The following is a 17,322-nucleotide window of genomic DNA, read 5'->3' on the forward strand; positions in this document are numbered from 1 at the left end:
CCCCCCCCACGGCCCCCCGGGGGGGGGGCGCCCCCCCCCCCGCCCCCCGCATCGATCATCTGCCGCGCCGTGCGCACCAGATGGCGGATCGAGGTCGTACCGAAACGCAGGTGGCTCGAGAGCCGCGAAGTCGCATCCTCGGCCGGGAAATCGCGCGCCCGGCCGTAATCGCTGATGCCCTCCAGAAACTCCTCGAACAACTGCTCCGCCCCTTCCATGCCTGCAGGCAACGGCGGCTCCCCATCCTCGAAGCCGATCTGCGCCAGTGAGGGCAGGGCGGACGGCCGTTCCGGCGGCGCAAACGCATGGGCGTGCAGATCGATGGGATAGGCCGCGAGCGTCTCCGGCATGGCCGCCAGCCGCTTGAGCCAGGCGTTCTTGTAGGGCGTGAATACCGAGAACGGCTGCCCCGCCAGGGTCAGCACTTCGTCCTTCTCGAATATCACCTGGTCCTTGAAGGCGAGCAGGCGCTGCGACTGCCGAGCCAGCTGTTCGGCCACCTGTGCGTCACGTTCCACGGCGCTGGGCTCATAATCGGTATTGATGTAGACGGTATCCACGCCCAGCTCGGCGGCAAGTCGCGGAACTTCCTCGACCGCGCGCCCGTGGCGCACGATCAGGTAGCTTCCCAGGCGGCGCAATTCCTGGTCGAGGCTGGCCAGGCTGGCATGGATGAAGCGCAGGCGGGCGTCATCGCGTGGCAGCCCTTGCAGGATGTCGGTGTCGTACACAAAGGCGCAAAACACGCGGCCGGAGCCAGCCAGTGCCTCATACAGGGCGGCCTGGTCGAATGCCCGGAGATCGCGGCGGAACCAGACCAACGAATTGCTTTCGTTCATCTTTATGTGCTCGGTCAAAACAAGGGTGAAAAGCCCGGGCCGGAAACAGCTAACGGGACCCGGCTGGAGACGCTTCAAGGGGTGTCCGGGCAATTCAGTGTAAACTAACGAAAAGCTTAATGTTGTAGTCTGGATACTGAGCGGTCGTTCAACCAGAGTGAGCCCTGTGAGAGTACGCGTATGAAAAAAAGTAAAGTTGTCAAAACTCTACCGATGCCCGGCATGCCGCCGGGACAGGACGATACGCAGCTCCGCCCCGGCCCTGCGCCTTCGGGGCTGAACCTGGCAAATCATTTCCTGATTGCCATGCCGTCGATCCAGGATCCCATTTTCGGCGGCACCGTCGTGTATGTCTGCGAGCACAACGAAAAAGGCGTGCTCGGCGTGGTCATCAACAAGCCCACCGACATGACGATGGACGTGCTGTTCGACCGCATCGACCTCAAGCTGGCCGAGGGCCTGCGCTCGAGCGTGACGGAAGAGCCGATCATGTTCGGCGGACCGGTCCAGGACGACCGCGGCTTCGTGCTGCATTCGCCGGGCGGACGCTACTCGTCCTCGCTCAATGTCACCGACGAAGTCGCCTTCACCACCTCGATCGACGTGCTGGAAGCCGTCGCCAGCGGGGCAGGGCCGAAGCGCATGCTGGTGTCCATCGGCTACGCCGGCTGGAGCCCGGGGCAGCTCGAGGAAGAAATTTCCCGCAACGGCTGGCTGACCGTGGGCGCCGACGCGCGCGTCCTGTTCGACCTGCCGATCGAGGAACGCTATACCGCCGCCATCAAACTGCTGGGAATCGACCCGCTCATGCTCGCCACCGAAGCCGGCCATGCGTAAGAATGGTTGACATCGATGGTTGATATCGTTTTTGGGTTCGACTTCGGCGTCAAGCGGATCGGCATTGCAATGGGAAATACACTGACGGGGCAGGCCCAGCCGCTGACCGTCATCAAGGCGGTCGACAACGCGACCCGCTTCCAGGTCATCGGTGACCTGATCGAACAATGGCGCCCGGCGCGCCTCGTCGTGGGCGAGCCGCGCCATCCGGACGGCGCCGAGCACGAGATGACCGCGCGCAGCCGGCGTTTCGCCAACCAGCTTCACGGCCGCTTCAACCTGCCCGTCGACCTGGTCGACGAGCGCTATTCCTCCGCCGTCATCCAAGCCAAGCGCGGCGAGGTCATCGACGCCAAGGCGGCCGCCATCATTTTGCAACAATACTTTGACGATCATGCCAACATCTAACCACGACCTCGACGCGGAAGCGCTCTACCGCGAGCTGCTGTCCCAGGTCCGGGCCGGCCTGGAAGGCGTAAGCGACGCCGCCATCGTCGGCATCCACTCCGGCGGCGCCTGGCTCGCCGAGCGCCTGGCGCGCGACCTCGACCTGACCAGCCGCCTGGGGTCGATCGACGTCTCGTTCTACCGCGACGACTACGCCAAGAAGGGCCTGCATCCGGACGTGAAGCCGACTCACATCCGCTTCCCGGTCGACGGCGCCACCGTCGTGCTGGTCGACGACGTGCTGCAGACCGGCCGCACCACGCGCGCCGCGATCAACGTGCTGTTCGACTACGGCCGCCCGGCCTGCATCAAGCTCGCGGCCCTGGCCGACCGCGGCGGACGCGAACTGCCGGTCGCCGCCGACTTCGTCGGCACCCGCGCCACGCTCGCGGCCAACCAGTCCCTGTGCCTGCAGCGTGATGCGTCCGGCCAGCTTTCGCTCACCATCGAAGAAGACAATGCTTAATCCGCAACTGAACAAACACGGCGAGCTGCAGCACCTGCTCACCATCGAGGGACTGAAGAAGTCGCACATCGACCACATCCTGGACACCGCATCGAGCTTCGTCGGCATCTCCGACCGCGAAGTGAAGAAGGTCCCGCTCATGCGCGGCAAGAGCGTGTTCAACCTGTTCTTCGAAAACTCGACCCGCACCCGCACCACCTTCGAGATCGCCTCCAAGCGCCTCTCGGCCGACGTCATCAACCTGAACATCCAGGCATCGTCGACCACCAAGGGCGAGTCGCTGCTCGACACCATCGACAACCTGTCGGCCATGCACGCCGACATGTTCGTGGTGCGCCATTCGCAGTCGGGCGCGCCCTACCTGATCGCCAAGCACCTGAACGAGAGCGGCCAGTCGCACGTGCACGTGGTGAACGCCGGCGACGGCCGCCACGCGCACCCGACCCAGGGCCTGCTCGACATGTACACGATCCGCCACTACAAGAAGGACTTCACCAACCTGCGCGTGGCCATCGTGGGCGACATCCTGCACAGCCGCGTGGCGCGCTCGGACATCCACGCGCTGACCACGCTGGGCGTGCCGGAAGTGCGCGCCATCGGCCCGCACACCCTGCTGCCGGGCGGCCTGGAGCAGATGGGCGTGCGCCTGTTCACCAATATGGACGAAGGCCTGAAGGACGTCGACGTCATCATCATGCTGCGCCTGCAGAACGAACGCATGAGCGGCGCGCTGCTGCCCTCGGCGCAGGAATACTTCAAGAGCTATGGCCTGACGCCGGAACGCCTGGCGCTGGCCAAGCCGGACGCCATCGTGATGCACCCGGGCCCGATGAACCGCGGCGTGGAGATCGATTCGGCGGTGGCCGACGGCAGCCAGGCGGTGATCCTCCCGCAGGTCACCTTCGGCATCGCGGTACGCATGGCAGTCATGAGCATTTTGGCAGGAACCCACGGATGAAACTTCATATCAAGAACGGGCGCCTGGTCGACCCGGCGAACGGCATCAACGAAACCAAGGATCTCTTCATTGCGGACGGCAAGATCGCCGGCGTCGGCGCGGCCCCCGCGGGCTTCAGCGCCGACCAGACGATCGATGCCAGCGGCCTGGTGGTCGCGCCCGGCCTGGTCGACCTGTCGGCCCGCCTGCGCGAGCCGGGCTACGAATACAAGGCCACCCTGGAATCGGAAATGCAGGCGGCCATGCAGGGCGGCGTGACCACCCTGGTGTGCCCGCCGGATACCGACCCGGTGCTGGACGAGCCCGGCCTGGTCGAGATGCTCAAGCACCGCGCGCGCATCCTGAACCAGGCCCACGTGCACCCGCTGGGCGCGCTGACCGTCGGCCTGAAAGGCCAGGCACTGACCGAAATGGCCGAGCTGACCGAAGCCGGCTGCATCGGCTTCGCCCAGGCCGAGGAACCGGTCCTCGACACCACTGTCCTGCTGCGCGCCATGCAGTACGCGAAAACCTTCGGCTATACCGTGTGGCTGCGCCCGCAGGACCCGCACATCGGCCGCGGCGGCGTGGCCCACAGCGGCCCGCTGGCCTCGCGCCTGGGCCTGTCGGGCGTGCCGGTGATGTCCGAGACCATCGCCCTGCACACCATCTTCGAACTGATGCGTTCCACCGGCGCCCGCGTGCACCTGTGCCGCATCTCGGCCGCCGCCAGCCTGGAACTGATCAAGGCCGCCAAGAAGGAAGGCTTGCCGGTCACCTGCGACGTCGGCGTGCACCACCTGCACATGACCGACGCCGACATCGGCTTCTTCGATTCCAACGCGCGCTTCACCCCGCCGCTGCGCGCCCAGCGCGACCGCGACGCGATCCAGGCGGGCCTGCTGGACGGCACCGTGGACGCGGTATGCTCCGACCACACCCCGGTCGACGACGACGAGAAGCTGCTGCCCTTCGGCGAAGCCTCGCCGGGCGCCACCGGCCTGGAATTGCTGCTGGCCCTGATGCTCAAGTGGGCGGACGGCCAGCGCGGCGCCGACGGCCTGGCGCGCGCGATCGGCAAGGTCACCCACGAGGCAGCGCGCATCGCCGGGCTGCCGGCGGGCACGCTGTCGGTGGGCGCCTCGGCCGACGTGGTGCTGTTCGACCCGGACCTGCGCTGGAAGGTCGAGCGCTCGGCGCTGGCGAGCCAGGGCAAGCACACGCCTTTCCTCGGTTATGAACTGGCTGGCCAGGTCAAGACCACCATCGTGCGCGGACAGGTCGCTTTCCAGCGCTGATCCGTCCATGACCGCGCGGACCTGGCGTCCGCGTGGTCCTTTTCATCGTTTCCCGTCTTGAAGATCCGCCTTGCCTGGCGCCTCGCGCGCGTCGTCGTCCACCTGCTCGAAGGCCTTGCCACATCCGCGCTGGTGTTTCCGCTGGCATCGAATGGCTTGCGCGAGCGCCTCACGCGCTCGTGGTCGCGCCGCTTACTGAGGCTGTGCCGCATCGAGGTCGAGCAGGCGCCCGGCGCGCCGGTGCTGGAGCATGCGCTGATCGTGGCCAACCACGTGTCCTGGCTGGACATCTTCGTGATCAATGCGCTGCATCCCTGCCGCTTCGTGGCCAAGGCCGAGATCCGCGCCTGGCCGGTGCTGGGCTGGCTGGCGGCGGCCGCCGGCACGGTGTTCATCGCGCGCGGCAACCGGCGCGAGCTGCGCCACATCTTCAAGGGGCTGGTCGAGGTGCTGCACAAGGGACAGCGGGTGGCTTTCTTCCCTGAAGGGACCACATCGCGGCAGGGCGAAGTGCTGCCTTTCCATGCCAACCTGTTCGAGGCGGCCATCGACGCCAGGGTGGCGGTGCAGCCGTATGCGCTGGCGTATGTGAACGGGGAGGGGGCGTTTCACCCTTCGGTCGATTACGTGGGCGAGACGACCTTCGTGGACAGCATGTTCAAGGTGCTGGAAGGCCCGCCGATCCGCGCGCGCCTGGCCTGCCTGCCGCCCTTGGAGAGCGCAGGCGCGCACCGTCGCGAGCTGGCGCAGGCCGCGCAGGATGCCATTACCGCAGGTCTAAAAGCCGTCGTTCCGGCGGAGGCCGGAACCTAATAAGCCTGTTACCTCTTCCCACTGTGCTCCTGATACTCGGGGCAATCCACCTGCAGCAGCGCGCGATTATCCAGGCACACCGCGGTAAGCTTCCCGCCCCACACGCAGCCGCTGTCCAGCCCCACCAGGTTAGGCCTGAGCACCAGCCCCAGCGCCGACCAGTGCCCGAACACCACCGTCACGTTCGCCGTCTTGCGCTCGGGCAGGTCGAACCACGGAATCAGCCCCGAGCCTTCCGGCCCGTTCTCGCTTTCCTTGTGCTTGAAGTCCATGCTCCCATCCGGCTCGCACAGCCGCATGCGCGTCAGCGCATTGACGATGCAGCGCAGCCGCGCCATGCCGGTCAGGCTGTCGTCCCAGCGGTTCGGCTCGTTGCCGTACATCTCGCGCAGGAAGTCGATCCACCCGTCGCCGCGCAGCACGGCTTCCACTTCGCCCGCCAGCGCCATGGTCTGGGCGGCGTCCCACTGCGGCGCCACGCCGGCATGCACCAGCAGGTGAGCGTCGACGAACATCGCCAGCGGCCGGCGGCGCAGCCAGTCGATCAGCTCGTCGCGGTCGGGGGCGGCGAGGATGGCGTCGAGGGTGTCGGAACGGCTCACGCGCTGCGCGCCCACCGCCACCGCGATCAGGTGCAGGTCGTGGTTGCCGAGCAGGGCCTCGACCCGGCCGCCGCTGGATTCGGACAGCGCCTTCATGCGCCGCAGCGCGGTGAGGGAATCGGGGCCGCGGTTGATCAGGTCGCCCACGAACAGGATGCGCGCCTCGCCCTGGGCGTCTTCCTTGATATGTTCGAGCAGGAGCTGGGCTTCGTGGGCGCAACCCTGCAGGTCGCCAATGGCATAGGTTTTCATGTTCTTATTATCCAGGATCGGAGCGCCGGGTCCCGCCGCTAGTCGATGGTTGGGGGCGAGTTCACGTAGAATTGCCGGTAAACTTATTGCTTTGGCGGATACTAAATGATTTTAGTCACTGGCGGTGCGGGTTTTATCGGGGCAAATTTTGTCCTCGACTGGCTGGCCCAATCGGATGAGCCGGTCCTGAACCTGGACAAGCTGACCTATGCGGGCAACCTGGAAAACCTGGCCAGCCTGCAGGGCGACCCGCGCCACGTGTTCGTGCGCGGCGACATCGCGGACGGCGAGCTGGTGACGGCGCTGCTGCGCCAGCATCGCCCGCGCGCCATCCTTCACTTCGCGGCGGAGAGCCATGTCGACCGCTCGATCCATGCGCCGGGCCAGTTCGTGCAGACCAATGTGCAGGGCACCTACACCTTGCTGGAAGCCGCGCGCGCCCACCTGGCCACGCTGGATGCCGGCGAGCGCGAGGCCTTCCGCTTCCTGCACGTGTCCACCGACGAGGTCTACGGCACCCTGGCTCCCCAGGATCCGCCGTTCAGCGAAACCACGCCCTACGCGCCCAACAGCCCGTATGCGGCCTCGAAGGCGGCCTCGGACCACCTGGTGCGCGCCTGGCATCACACCTACGGCCTGCCGACCCTGACCACGAATTGCTCGAACAACTACGGTCCCTTCCAGTTCCCCGAAAAGCTGATTCCGCTGATGATCGCCAACGCCCTCGCGGGCAAGCCCTTGCCGGTGTACGGCGATGGCCAGCAGGTGCGCGACTGGCTGTACGTGGGCGACCACTGCGCGGCTATCCGGCGCGTGCTGGAAGCGGGGCGGCCGGGTGAGGTGTACAACGTCGGCGGGTCGAGCGAAATGGCCAACCTCGACGTGGTCGGCTCCCTGTGCGACATCCTCGACCGGCTGGTGCCCGCCGCCGGGAGCCGGCGCAAGCAGATCAGCTTCGTGGCGGACCGCCCGGGACACGACCGGCGCTACGCCATCGACGCGCGCAAGATCGAGCGCGAACTGGGCTGGCGTCCGGCGCACAGCTTTGCCGCCGGCCTGGAAGACACCGTGCGCTGGTACCTGGCGCACCAGGACTGGGTCAGCCATGTCCAGAGCGGCGCCTACCTGGAGTGGGTCGAACGCAACTACGGCAAGCGGGGAGACGCATCATGAGAAGGGCACCGATGGCACGTGAAAAGCGGCGCGGGATCATCCTGGCGGGCGGTTCGGGCACCCGGCTGTTTCCGATGACGGTGGCGGTGTCCAAGCAGCTGCTGCCGGTCTACGACAAGCCGATGATCTATTACCCGATCACCACCTTGATGCTGGCGGGAATCCAGGACATCCTGATCATCTCCACCCCGCAAGACCTGCCGCGCTTCCAGCAGCTGCTGGGCGACGGCAGCCAGTGGGGCCTGAATTTTCAATACGCCGAGCAGCCTTCGCCTGAAGGCCTGGCCCAGGCCTACCTGATCGGCCGCCGCTTCGTGAACGGCGAACCTTCGGCCCTGATCCTGGGCGACAACCTGTATTACGGGAATGGCCTGGAGCAATCCCTGGCCACCGCCACCAATCGGACGGAAGGCGCCACCGTGTTCGCCTACCATGTGCAAGATCCGGAGCGCTATGGCGTGGTGGAATTCGACGCGGGATTCAAGGCGCTCTCGATCGAGGAAAAGCCGGCCCAGCCCAAGTCGAACTACGCCGTGACCGGGCTGTATTTCTACGACAGCGACGTGTGCGACATCGCCGCTTCGCTGCGGCCGTCCAGCCGCGGCGAGCTGGAGATCACCGACGTCAACCGCGCCTACCTCGATGCCGGAAAGCTGAAGGTCGCGCTGTTGGGCCGCGGCTTCGCCTGGCTCGATACCGGCACCTGCGATTCGCTGCTTGACGCATCCCAATTCATCGCCACCATCGAGCACCGCCAGGGCTTGAAGATCGGCGTGCCGGAAGAGGTGGCCTACCGGCGCGGCTACATCGATGCGGCGGCCCTGGAGCGGCTGGCCGGGCCGCTCACGAAGAGCGGCTACGGCCAGTACCTGCTGCGCGTGCTGGGCGACAAAGTCCCGCGATGAGAGCCTGGCCATGAAGTGCACCCCGACCGCCATCGCGGGCGTGCTGCTGCTCGAACCGCAGGTGTTCACGGACGAGCGGGGTTTCTTTTTCGAGAGCTACAACGCGCGCCGCTTCCGCGAGGCCAGCGGCTTCGAGCCGGTGTTTGTCCAGGACAACCATTCCAGGTCGCACCGCAACGTGCTGCGCGGCCTGCATTACCAGGTCGAGGTGCCGCAAGGCAAACTGGTGCGCGTGGTCCAGGGCACCGTGTTCGACGTGGTGGTCGACCTGCGTGCCGGCTCGCCCAGTTTCGGGCGCTGGATCGGCACCGAGCTGTCCGCCGACAACCGGCGCCAGCTGTGGGTGCCGCCGGGCTGCGCGCATGGCTTCCTCACCCTGAGCGAGGAGGCCGATTGCCTGTACAAGACCACCGAATACTGGTCGCCCGCGCACGAGCGCACCCTGCTGTGGAACGATGCGCGCCTCGCCATCGAGTGGCCTTTGATGGGCGAGCCCATCCTGTCCGCCAAGGACCGCGAGGGCAGGCCCTTCGGCGCGGCCGAGGTGTTCCGGTGAAGATCCTGCTCACCGGCGCCGACGGACAGATCGGCTACGAGCTGCTGCGCTGCCTGCAGGGCCTGGGCGAGATCGTCGCCTGCGACCGCAAGCGGCTGGACCTGGCCGACCTCGACCAGGTCCGCGACGCGATACGCAGCGTCCAGCCCGAGCTGATCGTCAACGCGGCCGCCTATACGGCCGTGGACCGCGCCGAGAGCGAGCCCGAGCTGGCCCTGCGAGTCAATGCCCAGGCGCCCGGCGTGATGGCCCTGCAGGCGCGCGAAGTGGGCGCCGCCCTGGTGCATTTCTCGACCGATTACGTGTTCGGCGGCGACAAGGACGAACCCTATACCGAGGGCGACCGCACAGGGCCGCTCAATGTCTACGGCGAAACCAAGTTGCTGGGGGAGCAGGCCATCGTGTCCTCTGGCGCGCCCTACCTGATCCTGCGCACCAGCTGGGTCTACGGCATGCGCGGGAATAATTTCCTGCGCACGATGCTGCGCCTGGCGGCCGAGCGCGAGGAGGTGCGGGTGGTCGACGACCAGGTGGGCGCGCCGACCTGGAGCCGCACCGTAGCCCAGACCGCGGCCCATATCCTGGTCCAGGCCCAGGTGGGCGGGCCCAAATGGTGGCGCGACAACCGCGGCACCTATCATCTGAGCGCCCAGGGCGAAACCAGCTGGGCGGGATTTGCCCAGGCGATCATGGAAGAAAGCGCGCAAGCCTGCCGCGTGGTGCCGATCGCCTCCAGCGATTATCCGACCCTTGCCAGGCGCGCGCGCAATTCGCGCCTGAACTGCGCCAAGCTGACTCACCGTTTCTGCCGCCTTCCCGACTGGCGCGATGCGCTTGCGCTCTGCATGCGCTAGCCAGGCATCGGCCCGGTTTGATCCATTGCCAAACGTCCGAGCACGATTAAGCGTTGTGCCGGGAATGGCCCGGCCATTCCGGTACAATGGCCTGGACTTTCCTCTTTGATAAGAGTGCCGTGGCTGTTCCAATCCTGCGTACAAAAGCAGGTGATTCCACGTTATTGCACCGGAAAACAATAATGTTCTCCTTTTTTGTCAGCTTCCTCTCTTGCGCGTTGCTGACCCTGCTGGTGATTAAGCTCGCCAATAAAAAGGGGATGGCGCTCGATGCCGATCTCGACGGCGTTCAAAAATTCCATGCCCACGAGGTGGCGCGCATTGGCGGCGTGCCGATTTTTCTTGCGGTGACGCTTGCCTCCGCTTTTTCCATCGCGCGCGAACCCGGCATTGCGCCCTGGCTGATGGCATTGATCGCTTGTGGCGCCATTGCGCTTTCCGGCGGCATTGCGGAAGACTATACGGGGAAGGTGGCCCCATCGCGCCGGCTGCTGCTGACAATGCTGGCGGCGCTGCTCGCTTATTGGCTGCTCGATGCGCGCCTGGATCGCCTGGATATGCCCTGGGGTGTCGTAAGACTGCAGGCGGCCTGGATCGTTTTACCGGTGACCATACTCGCGGTGGCGGGAATTGCGAATGCCGTCAATATTATTGACGGGTTTAATGGGCTGGCGAGCATGGTAAGCATTTGCATGCTCATGTCGCTTGCATATGTGGCATTTCAAATAGGGGATATGTTCGTCTTGGTGGCGGCCCTGATTGTGGCGGGCGCGACCGCGGGTTTCCTGATCTGGAATTATCCCATCGGGCTGATCTTCCTTGGCGATGGCGGCGCTTATTTCATCGGTTTCCTGCTGGGAGAGCTGGCCTTGCTGCTGGTGATGCGCAATCGCGAGGTATCCACCTGGTATGCGGCCTTGCTGCTGATTTATCCCACTTTCGAAACCTTGTTTTCGGCCTACCGCAGAATGTTTGTGCGCGGGAAGTCCCCTGCCATGCCCGATGGAATCCACCTGCATAGCCTCATATTCCGGCGTATCGTGCGCTGGACGGTAGGCAGGCCGGAAGCACGCGCACTGATGAAACGCAATGCACGTACATCGCCTTATTTATGGCTTTTTTCGCTGATGGCGGTGATACCGGCTACCGTGTTCTGGGAAAATACGCTTATGCTAATGTGCTTCTGCGTGTTGTTTATAATCAGTTACCTCTGGTTGTATGCACGTATTGTTCGATTTAAGTCTCCGCGTTGGCTTTTTTTTCACAAGAGGGACTAGATTTTTGTAATTGGTGTTAGTATATTGCGACATTTGGTGAGATTTCACCGCGGGTATTTCAATCTTACGAACGAGGGAACGATGATGGATCTGTCGAATATGTCGGTTGGCGACTTGCGCAACCTGCAGGAGCAAATCAAGCAGGAGATGAAGAAGCGTGAAGTACAAGAAGTTCAAAAGGCACGCGAGCAGATCCTGGCCATTGCCCAAAGCGTCGGCGTTCCGCTGAAAGACCTGATCGCCAGCGGCGGCCGCGGCAGCAGCAAGGGCAATACCGTCGCCGTGCGTTATCGTCACCCGGACAACGCATCGCAGCAATGGACCGGCCGCGGCCGCCAGCCGAAATGGGTCAAGGAATGGGTCGAAAGCGGCCAGTCGCTCGACAAGCTGCGTGTTTGATTGAAATCGCCGGCGGAAGCCGGCGATTTATTTTGTGCGGGGCTGCGGAATGAATATGCGGCTATGCATGGTAACTTGGGTTCCGGCCTGCGCCGGAACGACGTGCTGAAGACGCCGGGCAGTGTTAATACGCCAGTCCGCTGCCTCAATACGTCGTTCCGGCGCAGGCCGGAACAATGCCCCCAGCATTGTTCCGCCCAAGTTTATTAAAGGGCCACTCAACCTCTTTAGCACCGCACGCCGCGCACACCACGCCATCCCGCTTGCCGTTACAATAGCGGTCGTTTTGTCATTCCTCCAACACCGGCAGCTGCACGCTCCCCCCGTACTCCAAGGAAGAAAATGCTCGCACTCTCCAAAACGATCTTCAAGGCCTATGACATCCGCGGCGTCATCGGCAAGACGCTGGACGCCGGAGTTGCGCGCCATATCGGGCGCGCATTCGGTGCAGCCGCCCTGGCCAAGGGAGAGCGCAAGGTCGTGATCGGCCGCGACGGCCGCCTGTCCGGCCCCGAGCTGTCCGCCGCCCTGGCCGAAGGCCTGCGCGACGCCGGCGTGGACGTGATCGATCTGGGCATGGTCGCCACCCCGATGGTCTACTTCGGCACCAATGTGCTCGACACCCGCTCGGGCATCATGGTCACCGGCAGCCACAACCCGCCCGACTACAACGGTTTCAAGATGGTGCTGGCCGGCGAAGCGATCCACGGCGAAGCCATCCTGGCCCTGCACGACAGCATTGCAGCCTACGATGGCACGGTCGCCGAACAGCGCGGCGGCTACAGCACCCACGACATCCGCGCCGCCTACATCGAGCGCATCGTCGGCGATGTCAAGCTGGCGCGCCCGATCAAGATCGTGGTCGACTGCGGCAACGGCGTGGCCGGGGCCTTCGCGCCGGAACTGTTCCGCCGCATGGGCGCCGAAGTCATCGAACTGTTCTGCGAGGTGGATGGCACTTTCCCGAACCACCACCCGGATCCGGCGCACCCGGAAAACCTGCAGGACGTGATCAAGGCCCTGCAGGACACCGACGCCGAGCTGGGTCTGGCCTTCGACGGCGACGGCGACCGCCTCGGCATCGTCACCAAGGACGGCCAGATCATCTTCCCGGACCGCCAGATGATGCTGTTCGCGGCCGATGTCCTGTCGCGCAATCCGGGCGCCGAGATCCTCTACGACGTCAAGTGCACCCGCCACCTCGCCCCCTGGATCGAGCAGCACGGCGGCCGTCCGCTGATGTGGAAGACCGGCCACTCGCTGGTCAAGGCCAAGCTGAAGGAAACCGGCTCGCCGCTGGGCGGCGAGATGAGCGGCCACATCTTCTTCAAGGACCGCTGGTACGGCTTCGACGACGGCCTGTACGCCGGCGCGCGCATGCTCGAGATCCTGACCCGCGAAAGCGATCCCTCGAAGCTGCTGAACGGCCTGCCGATCGCCAGCAGCACCCCGGAACTGCACCTGCACCTGCAGGAAGGCGAGAACTTCTCCCTGATCGACTCCCTGCGCAAGCATGCCGTCTTCCCGGGCTCGGAGCGCGTCAATGACATCGACGGCCTGCGCGTCGAGTATCCGGACGGTTTCGGCCTGGCCCGTTCCTCGAACACGACTCCGGTCGTGGTGCTGCGCTTCGAAGCCGAGACGCCGCAAGCCCTGGAACGCATCCAGGCCGATTTCAAGCGCGTGATCCTGGCCGCCAAGCCGGACGCCCACCTCCCGTTCTGAGGAAGCCGGCTTGAAGATCCTGCTGGTGCGTGTGTCGTCGCTGGGCGACGTGCTGCACAACCTGCCGATGGTGGCCGACCTCCTGCGCCATGACCCAGGCGCCACCATCGACTGGGTGGTGGAAGAGGGCTATGTCAGCCTGGTCCGCCTCAACCCGCACGTGCGCAAGATCATTCCCTGGGCGCTGCGCCGCTGGCGCAAGGGCCTGGGCAAGCCGGAGACGCGCGCCGAGATCAAGGCCTTCTTCCGCAGCCTGCGCGAAGAAGAATACGACTATGTGTTCGACACCCAGGGCCTGCTCAAGACCGGCGTGATCATGGGCGCGGCGCGCACGCGCAAGGGCGGCAAGAAGGTCGGCCTGGCCAACGGCAGCGAAGGCTCGGGCTACGAAGGCATCTCGCGCATCTTCCATACCGACAGCATCCCGCTCGACCCGCGCACCCATGCGGTGGCGCGCGGCCGCCTGGTCGCGGGCGCCGCCCTCGGCTACGCGGTCGATTCGGCGCCGGACTTCGGCCTGCCGGCCCCGCAGGCGGCGCAGCGCCCGGCCTTCCTGCCGGCGGAAGATTACGCCGTGTTCTTCCACGGCACCGCGCGCGCCGCCAAGAAGTGGGCGGACGCGAACTGGATCGCCCTGGGCCATGCCCTGGCGCCGATGCCGGTGCTTTTGCCCTGGGGCTCCGAGCAGGAGCTGAAGGACGCGCAGGCGCTGGCCGCCCGGATCCCGAATGCGCGCGTGCTGCCGAAACTCTCGATGATGGATGCGGTGACCCTGGCCCAGCATGCGGCGCTGGCCGTCGGCGTGGATACGGGCCTGACCCACATCGCCGCCGCCTTCGTGCGGCCGACGGTCGAGATCTATTGCGATTCGCCCAAGTGGAAGACCGAGGGCAACTGGTCCGAGCGCATCGTCAACCTGGGCGACCTGGGCGCGCCGCCTTCGAGCGATGACGTGATCGCCGCCGCGCGCCGGCTGCTGGGCCAAGGATGAAACGGCCGCTGTATTCGGCGTTGTGGTGGCTGGCCCTGCCGGCCGTGCTGGGGCGGCTGTGGTGGCGCGGGCGCAAGGAGCCCGGCTACCGCGAGCACTGGGACGAGCGCCTCGGCCTGGCCAGCGGGACGCCTGACGGCCGCATGACGATCATGGTGCATGCGGTCTCGGTGGGCGAGACCCGCGCCGCCGAGCCGCTGGTCGAGGCGCTGCTGGCGCAGTATCCGGATTGCCGCATCCTGCTCACCCACATGACCCCGACCGGCCGCGCCACCGGCCGTTCGCTGTTCGGCCGCCATGGCGAGCGCGTGATCCAGTCCTACCTGCCTTACGACACCGGCTTGATGGTGGCGCGCTTCCTGCGCCGCTACCAGCCGCGCGCCTGCATCCTGATGGAGACCGAAGTCTGGCCGAATCTGATCCATGGCTGCGCCCAGGCGGGCGTGCCGGTGGTGCTGGCCAATGCGCGCCTGTCCGAGCGCTCGTTGCGGCGCGGCCAGAAGATGGGGCCCTTGATGACGGATGCGGCGCGCGCCATTACCCTGGTGGCGGCCCAGACCGAGGCCGACGCGCAGCGTATTTCCTCGCTCGGCGCGCCGCAGGTGGCGATTACGGGCAGCATCAAGTTCGATGTGGTGCCCCCGGGCGCGGCCCTGGAAAAGGGCGCCTGGCTGCGCGGCCAGATCGGCCAGCGGCCGGTCTTCCTGTGCGCCAGCACGCGCGAGGGCGAGGAAACCCTGATCCTGGACGCCTGGACACGCCATGCCGGCAAGCCCGGGGACGCCCTCCTGATGATCGTACCGCGCCATCCGCAGCGTTTCGACGAGGTGGCGAAGCTGGTCGAAGCGCAGGGTTTGCGTCTGGTGCGCCGTTCCCAGTTGGAGCAGGGCGTGGGCGATGCCGAAGTGCTGCTGGGCGACTCGATGGGCGAGATGTTCGCGTATTACGCGGCCTGCGACTGCGCCTACATCGGCGGCAGCCTGCTGCCGCTGGGCGGCCAGAACCTGATCGAAGCTTGTGCGCTGGGCAAGCCGGTGCTGGTGGGCGAGCATACCTTCAACTTCGCCGACGCCACGGAAGATGCGGTGGCCAGCGGCGGCGCGCTGCGGGTGCCTGGCGCCGCGGCCCTGGCGGCGGAGGCGGCGCGCCTGCTGCGCGACGACGGCGCGCGCCAGGCGATGGGAGCGGCCGCCCTGGCGTTCGCAGGAAGGCACCGGGGCGCGACCCTGCGCACTGTTGAACTCCTGCGACAGATTATCGGATAGGTTTTGTTACCATTCCGAACTGAGCTCGGTTAAAACAAAAGGGGATGACCATGTTGTCAATTAAACACCCGAGACCGGTCAGCAGTGGCAAGCCCGTCGCCGCGTTCGTGCAGGAGCAGATGCAACAGCAGGCGGACGAGCCGAAGGAGACAAACGTGACTGCTGGGCCGGACAAACACTCGGTTCCGCCGCTGGTGGCGGGGGCATTCCCGCTGGGCGAGCTGCATTTCTTCGTGCGCTACACGCTGGGCGAGTACACCAGCTTCATGTGGCAGCACGGCGGCTTCCTGATCCGCCGCCGGCGCATCCGCTGGCCGGCCAGCCTGTTCCTGCGTCTGAAAAGCACCCTGGGCGCGGCGCTCAACTTCATCATGCTCGGGCGCGGACGGCGGACCTACGAATTCACCATCGACGAACACGGCATCGTGCGCGCCAGCGGGGGTGTGACCCTGATCGAGTGGGAAGACGTCAGTGCCGTGCGCACGTATTCGCGCGGGTTCATGATGGTGCTCAAGCGGGGGACCTTGCCGATTCCTTATCGCTGCCTGTCGGAGGCGCAGGCGGAGGTGATGCGCAGCCTGGCGGCGGCGCGGCATGAGTTGAGTGTTCGCTAAACGCTGGCTGGTCAGCTAATCATGCAAACTTGGGTCCCCGCCTGCGCGGGGATGACGGGTCGAGGTCGCAGACTGATGGCGATAAACCTGGTCGCTAGCTTAAAAACCGTCATCCCCGCGAAGGCGGGGACCCAAGTTTAGCTGCGCAGCCCGAAACCTCTCACTCCGCAAACAACACCGGCATCTCATGCGACTGCTTCCTTAACGCCAGCCGCGCCCCGTCGTAATCCGGATAAATCTCCCCCACCGCCGCCCAGAACGCCGGGCTGTGGTTCATTTCGCGCAGGTGCGCCAGCTCGTGCGCCACGACGTAGTCGACCAGCGCGAGCGGATAGTGAATCAGCCGCCAGTTCAGGCGAATCGCCCCCTGCACCGTGCACGAGCCCCAGCGCGAACCCGCCGAGGACAGCGCGAACGCGCTATACGACACCCCCAGCAGCGGCGCATAGTGATCCAGGCGCTCCACGAACAGGCGCTTGGCCTCCGCCTGGAACCACAGCTTGATGCGCTCCTTCAGCTGCCACTCCGACAGCCCCGGCACCACGCCGATCCACAGTTCCCGATTGGCCGCGTCGTACTGGCAGTGGCTGCGCGAGGCTTCCTCCAGGCGCAGGGTGATCTCGCCGCCCAGGTAAGGCAGGCGTGCGCCGTCCTTCCATTCGATCGGCGGGCGCTGCTGGCGCTGTTCGCGGCGCTCGCCGCGTTCCAGCAGCTTGGTGACGATCCAGCGCTGCTTGGCGCGGATCGCGTTGTCGATGTCGATCTGGGTCACCCGGCGCGGCGCGGTCACGCGCAGGCCGTCGTCGTCGATCATGAAGCCGATTGAACGGCGCGAGGAACGGCGGAGCAGGTAGTCCACCGTATGGTGGCCAAGCACGATGCGCTTCAGGGGAAGATCAGAAGGGCCTACGGGAGGCGAGGGAAGATTGACGCGGGGCGGCGCGGGCGGCGCCTTGAACAGCGGCTGGCTGGGCGGCGCCGGCTTGTCGGCCGGCTTGAGCGCCGCGAAGAATTCCTGTGCAAAGAGTTCCAGCTGGTGCCCGTCGATCTTGGAGGAGGTCATGGTGTGCTG

Annotated in this window: 19 protein-coding genes; 16 read left to right on the forward strand and 3 right to left on the reverse strand. The window is 65.7% G+C overall.

What is annotated here, in order from left to right; genetic code table 11:
* The coding region (locus tag KBW95_RS10900; RefSeq protein ID WP_211528251.1) for a deoxyribodipyrimidine photo-lyase at positions 1-839 on the reverse strand (839 nt) is incomplete at its 3' end.
* Between the two features lie 222 nt (positions 840-1,061).
* Here KBW95_RS10900 and KBW95_RS10905 point away from each other — a divergent pair.
* Genes KBW95_RS10905 through KBW95_RS10930 form a run of 6 tightly spaced genes read left to right on the forward strand, consistent with a single transcriptional unit; the run spans position 1,062 to position 5,637 of the window.
* A complete protein-coding gene (locus tag KBW95_RS10905; RefSeq protein ID WP_211524508.1) occupies positions 1,062-1,676 on the forward strand; it encodes a YqgE/AlgH family protein in 615 nt (204 codons plus the stop codon).
* Between the two features lie 15 nt (positions 1,677-1,691).
* The gene (ruvX, locus tag KBW95_RS10910) at positions 1,692-2,084 is read left to right on the forward strand and encodes a Holliday junction resolvase RuvX (protein WP_211524509.1); all 393 of its coding nucleotides are present in this window, start codon (positions 1,692-1,694) and stop codon (positions 2,082-2,084) included.
* Positions 2,071-2,589: a bifunctional pyr operon transcriptional regulator/uracil phosphoribosyltransferase PyrR gene (pyrR, locus tag KBW95_RS10915; RefSeq protein WP_211524510.1), complete on the forward strand. Its 519-nt coding sequence runs from the start codon at positions 2,071-2,073 to the stop codon at positions 2,587-2,589. The genes ruvX and pyrR overlap by 14 nt, the downstream gene beginning before the upstream one ends.
* A complete protein-coding gene (locus tag KBW95_RS10920; protein WP_211524511.1) occupies positions 2,582-3,547 on the forward strand; it encodes an aspartate carbamoyltransferase catalytic subunit in 966 nt (321 codons plus the stop codon). The genes pyrR and KBW95_RS10920 overlap by 8 nt, the downstream gene beginning before the upstream one ends.
* Positions 3,544-4,824, forward strand: a complete 1,281-nt coding sequence (locus KBW95_RS10925) for a dihydroorotase (RefSeq protein WP_211524512.1) — start codon at positions 3,544-3,546, stop codon at positions 4,822-4,824. The genes KBW95_RS10920 and KBW95_RS10925 overlap by 4 nt, the downstream gene beginning before the upstream one ends.
* A 57-nt stretch (positions 4,825-4,881) precedes the next feature.
* The gene (locus tag KBW95_RS10930; protein WP_211528252.1) at positions 4,882-5,637 is read left to right on the forward strand and encodes a 1-acyl-sn-glycerol-3-phosphate acyltransferase; all 756 of its coding nucleotides are present in this window, start codon (positions 4,882-4,884) and stop codon (positions 5,635-5,637) included.
* 8 nt (positions 5,638-5,645) lie between these two features.
* Here KBW95_RS10930 and KBW95_RS10935 read toward each other — a convergent pair whose 3' ends face one another.
* Entirely contained in the window at positions 5,646-6,491 is an 846-nt protein-coding gene (locus tag KBW95_RS10935) for a symmetrical bis(5'-nucleosyl)-tetraphosphatase (protein ID WP_211524514.1), read from the reverse strand.
* A 105-nt stretch (positions 6,492-6,596) separates the two neighbouring features.
* Here KBW95_RS10935 and rfbB point away from each other — a divergent pair, with 105 nt between their 5' ends.
* The 10 genes from rfbB (at position 6,597) to KBW95_RS10985 (ending at position 16,250) form a co-directional block, all read left to right on the forward strand.
* A complete protein-coding gene (gene rfbB, locus KBW95_RS10940; RefSeq protein ID WP_211528253.1) occupies positions 6,597-7,664 on the forward strand; it encodes a dTDP-glucose 4,6-dehydratase in 1,068 nt (355 codons plus the stop codon).
* Between the two features lie 11 nt (positions 7,665-7,675).
* Positions 7,676-8,569, forward strand: a complete 894-nt coding sequence (gene rfbA, locus KBW95_RS10945; RefSeq protein WP_211524516.1) for a glucose-1-phosphate thymidylyltransferase RfbA — start codon at positions 7,676-7,678, stop codon at positions 8,567-8,569.
* Positions 8,570-8,579: 10 nt separating this feature from the next.
* Positions 8,580-9,125 carry a dTDP-4-dehydrorhamnose 3,5-epimerase gene (rfbC, locus tag KBW95_RS10950; protein WP_211528254.1) on the forward strand — a complete coding sequence of 182 codons (546 nt, stop codon included), beginning with the start codon at positions 8,580-8,582 and terminating at the stop codon, positions 9,123-9,125.
* Positions 9,122-9,979 (forward strand): dTDP-4-dehydrorhamnose reductase, encoded by an 858-nt coding sequence (gene rfbD, locus KBW95_RS10955; protein WP_211528255.1) that lies wholly within the window; start codon positions 9,122-9,124, stop codon positions 9,977-9,979. The genes rfbC and rfbD overlap by 4 nt, the downstream gene beginning before the upstream one ends.
* Before the next feature lie 182 nt (positions 9,980-10,161).
* On the forward strand, positions 10,162-11,256 hold the full coding sequence (locus KBW95_RS10960) for a glycosyltransferase (RefSeq protein WP_211528256.1): 1,095 nt from the start codon (positions 10,162-10,164) through the stop codon (positions 11,254-11,256).
* 84 nt (positions 11,257-11,340) lie between these two features.
* Entirely contained in the window at positions 11,341-11,655 is a 315-nt protein-coding gene (locus KBW95_RS10965) for an H-NS family nucleoid-associated regulatory protein (protein WP_211524607.1), read from the forward strand.
* 342 nt (positions 11,656-11,997) lie between these two features.
* Positions 11,998-13,380, forward strand: coding sequence for a phosphomannomutase/phosphoglucomutase (locus tag KBW95_RS10970; RefSeq protein ID WP_211524519.1), 1,383 nt, complete (start codon positions 11,998-12,000; stop codon positions 13,378-13,380).
* A gap of 10 nt (positions 13,381-13,390) precedes the next feature.
* Complete coding sequence (gene waaC / locus KBW95_RS10975; RefSeq protein WP_211528257.1) at positions 13,391-14,371, forward strand: lipopolysaccharide heptosyltransferase I; 981 nt, start codon at positions 13,391-13,393, stop codon at positions 14,369-14,371.
* On the forward strand, positions 14,368-15,636 hold the full coding sequence (waaA, locus tag KBW95_RS10980) for a lipid IV(A) 3-deoxy-D-manno-octulosonic acid transferase (RefSeq protein WP_211528258.1): 1,269 nt from the start codon (positions 14,368-14,370) through the stop codon (positions 15,634-15,636). Before waaC ends, waaA begins: the two co-directional genes overlap by 4 nt.
* 50 nt (positions 15,637-15,686) lie before the next feature.
* Positions 15,687-16,250: a YcxB family protein gene (locus tag KBW95_RS10985; RefSeq protein ID WP_211528259.1), complete on the forward strand. Its 564-nt coding sequence runs from the start codon at positions 15,687-15,689 to the stop codon at positions 16,248-16,250.
* A 160-nt stretch (positions 16,251-16,410) separates the two neighbouring features.
* On the opposite strand, the gene KBW95_RS10990 is transcribed toward KBW95_RS10985, so the two are convergent.
* Positions 16,411-17,313: a M48 family metallopeptidase gene (locus KBW95_RS10990; protein ID WP_211524523.1), complete on the reverse strand. Its 903-nt coding sequence runs from the start codon at positions 17,311-17,313 to the stop codon at positions 16,411-16,413.
* Positions 17,314-17,322: the final 9 nt, after the last annotated feature.

The sequence above is a fragment of the Massilia sp. ZL223 genome (genome assembly GCF_018119395.1).
Lineage (GTDB): Bacteria > Pseudomonadota > Gammaproteobacteria > Burkholderiales > Burkholderiaceae_D > Telluria.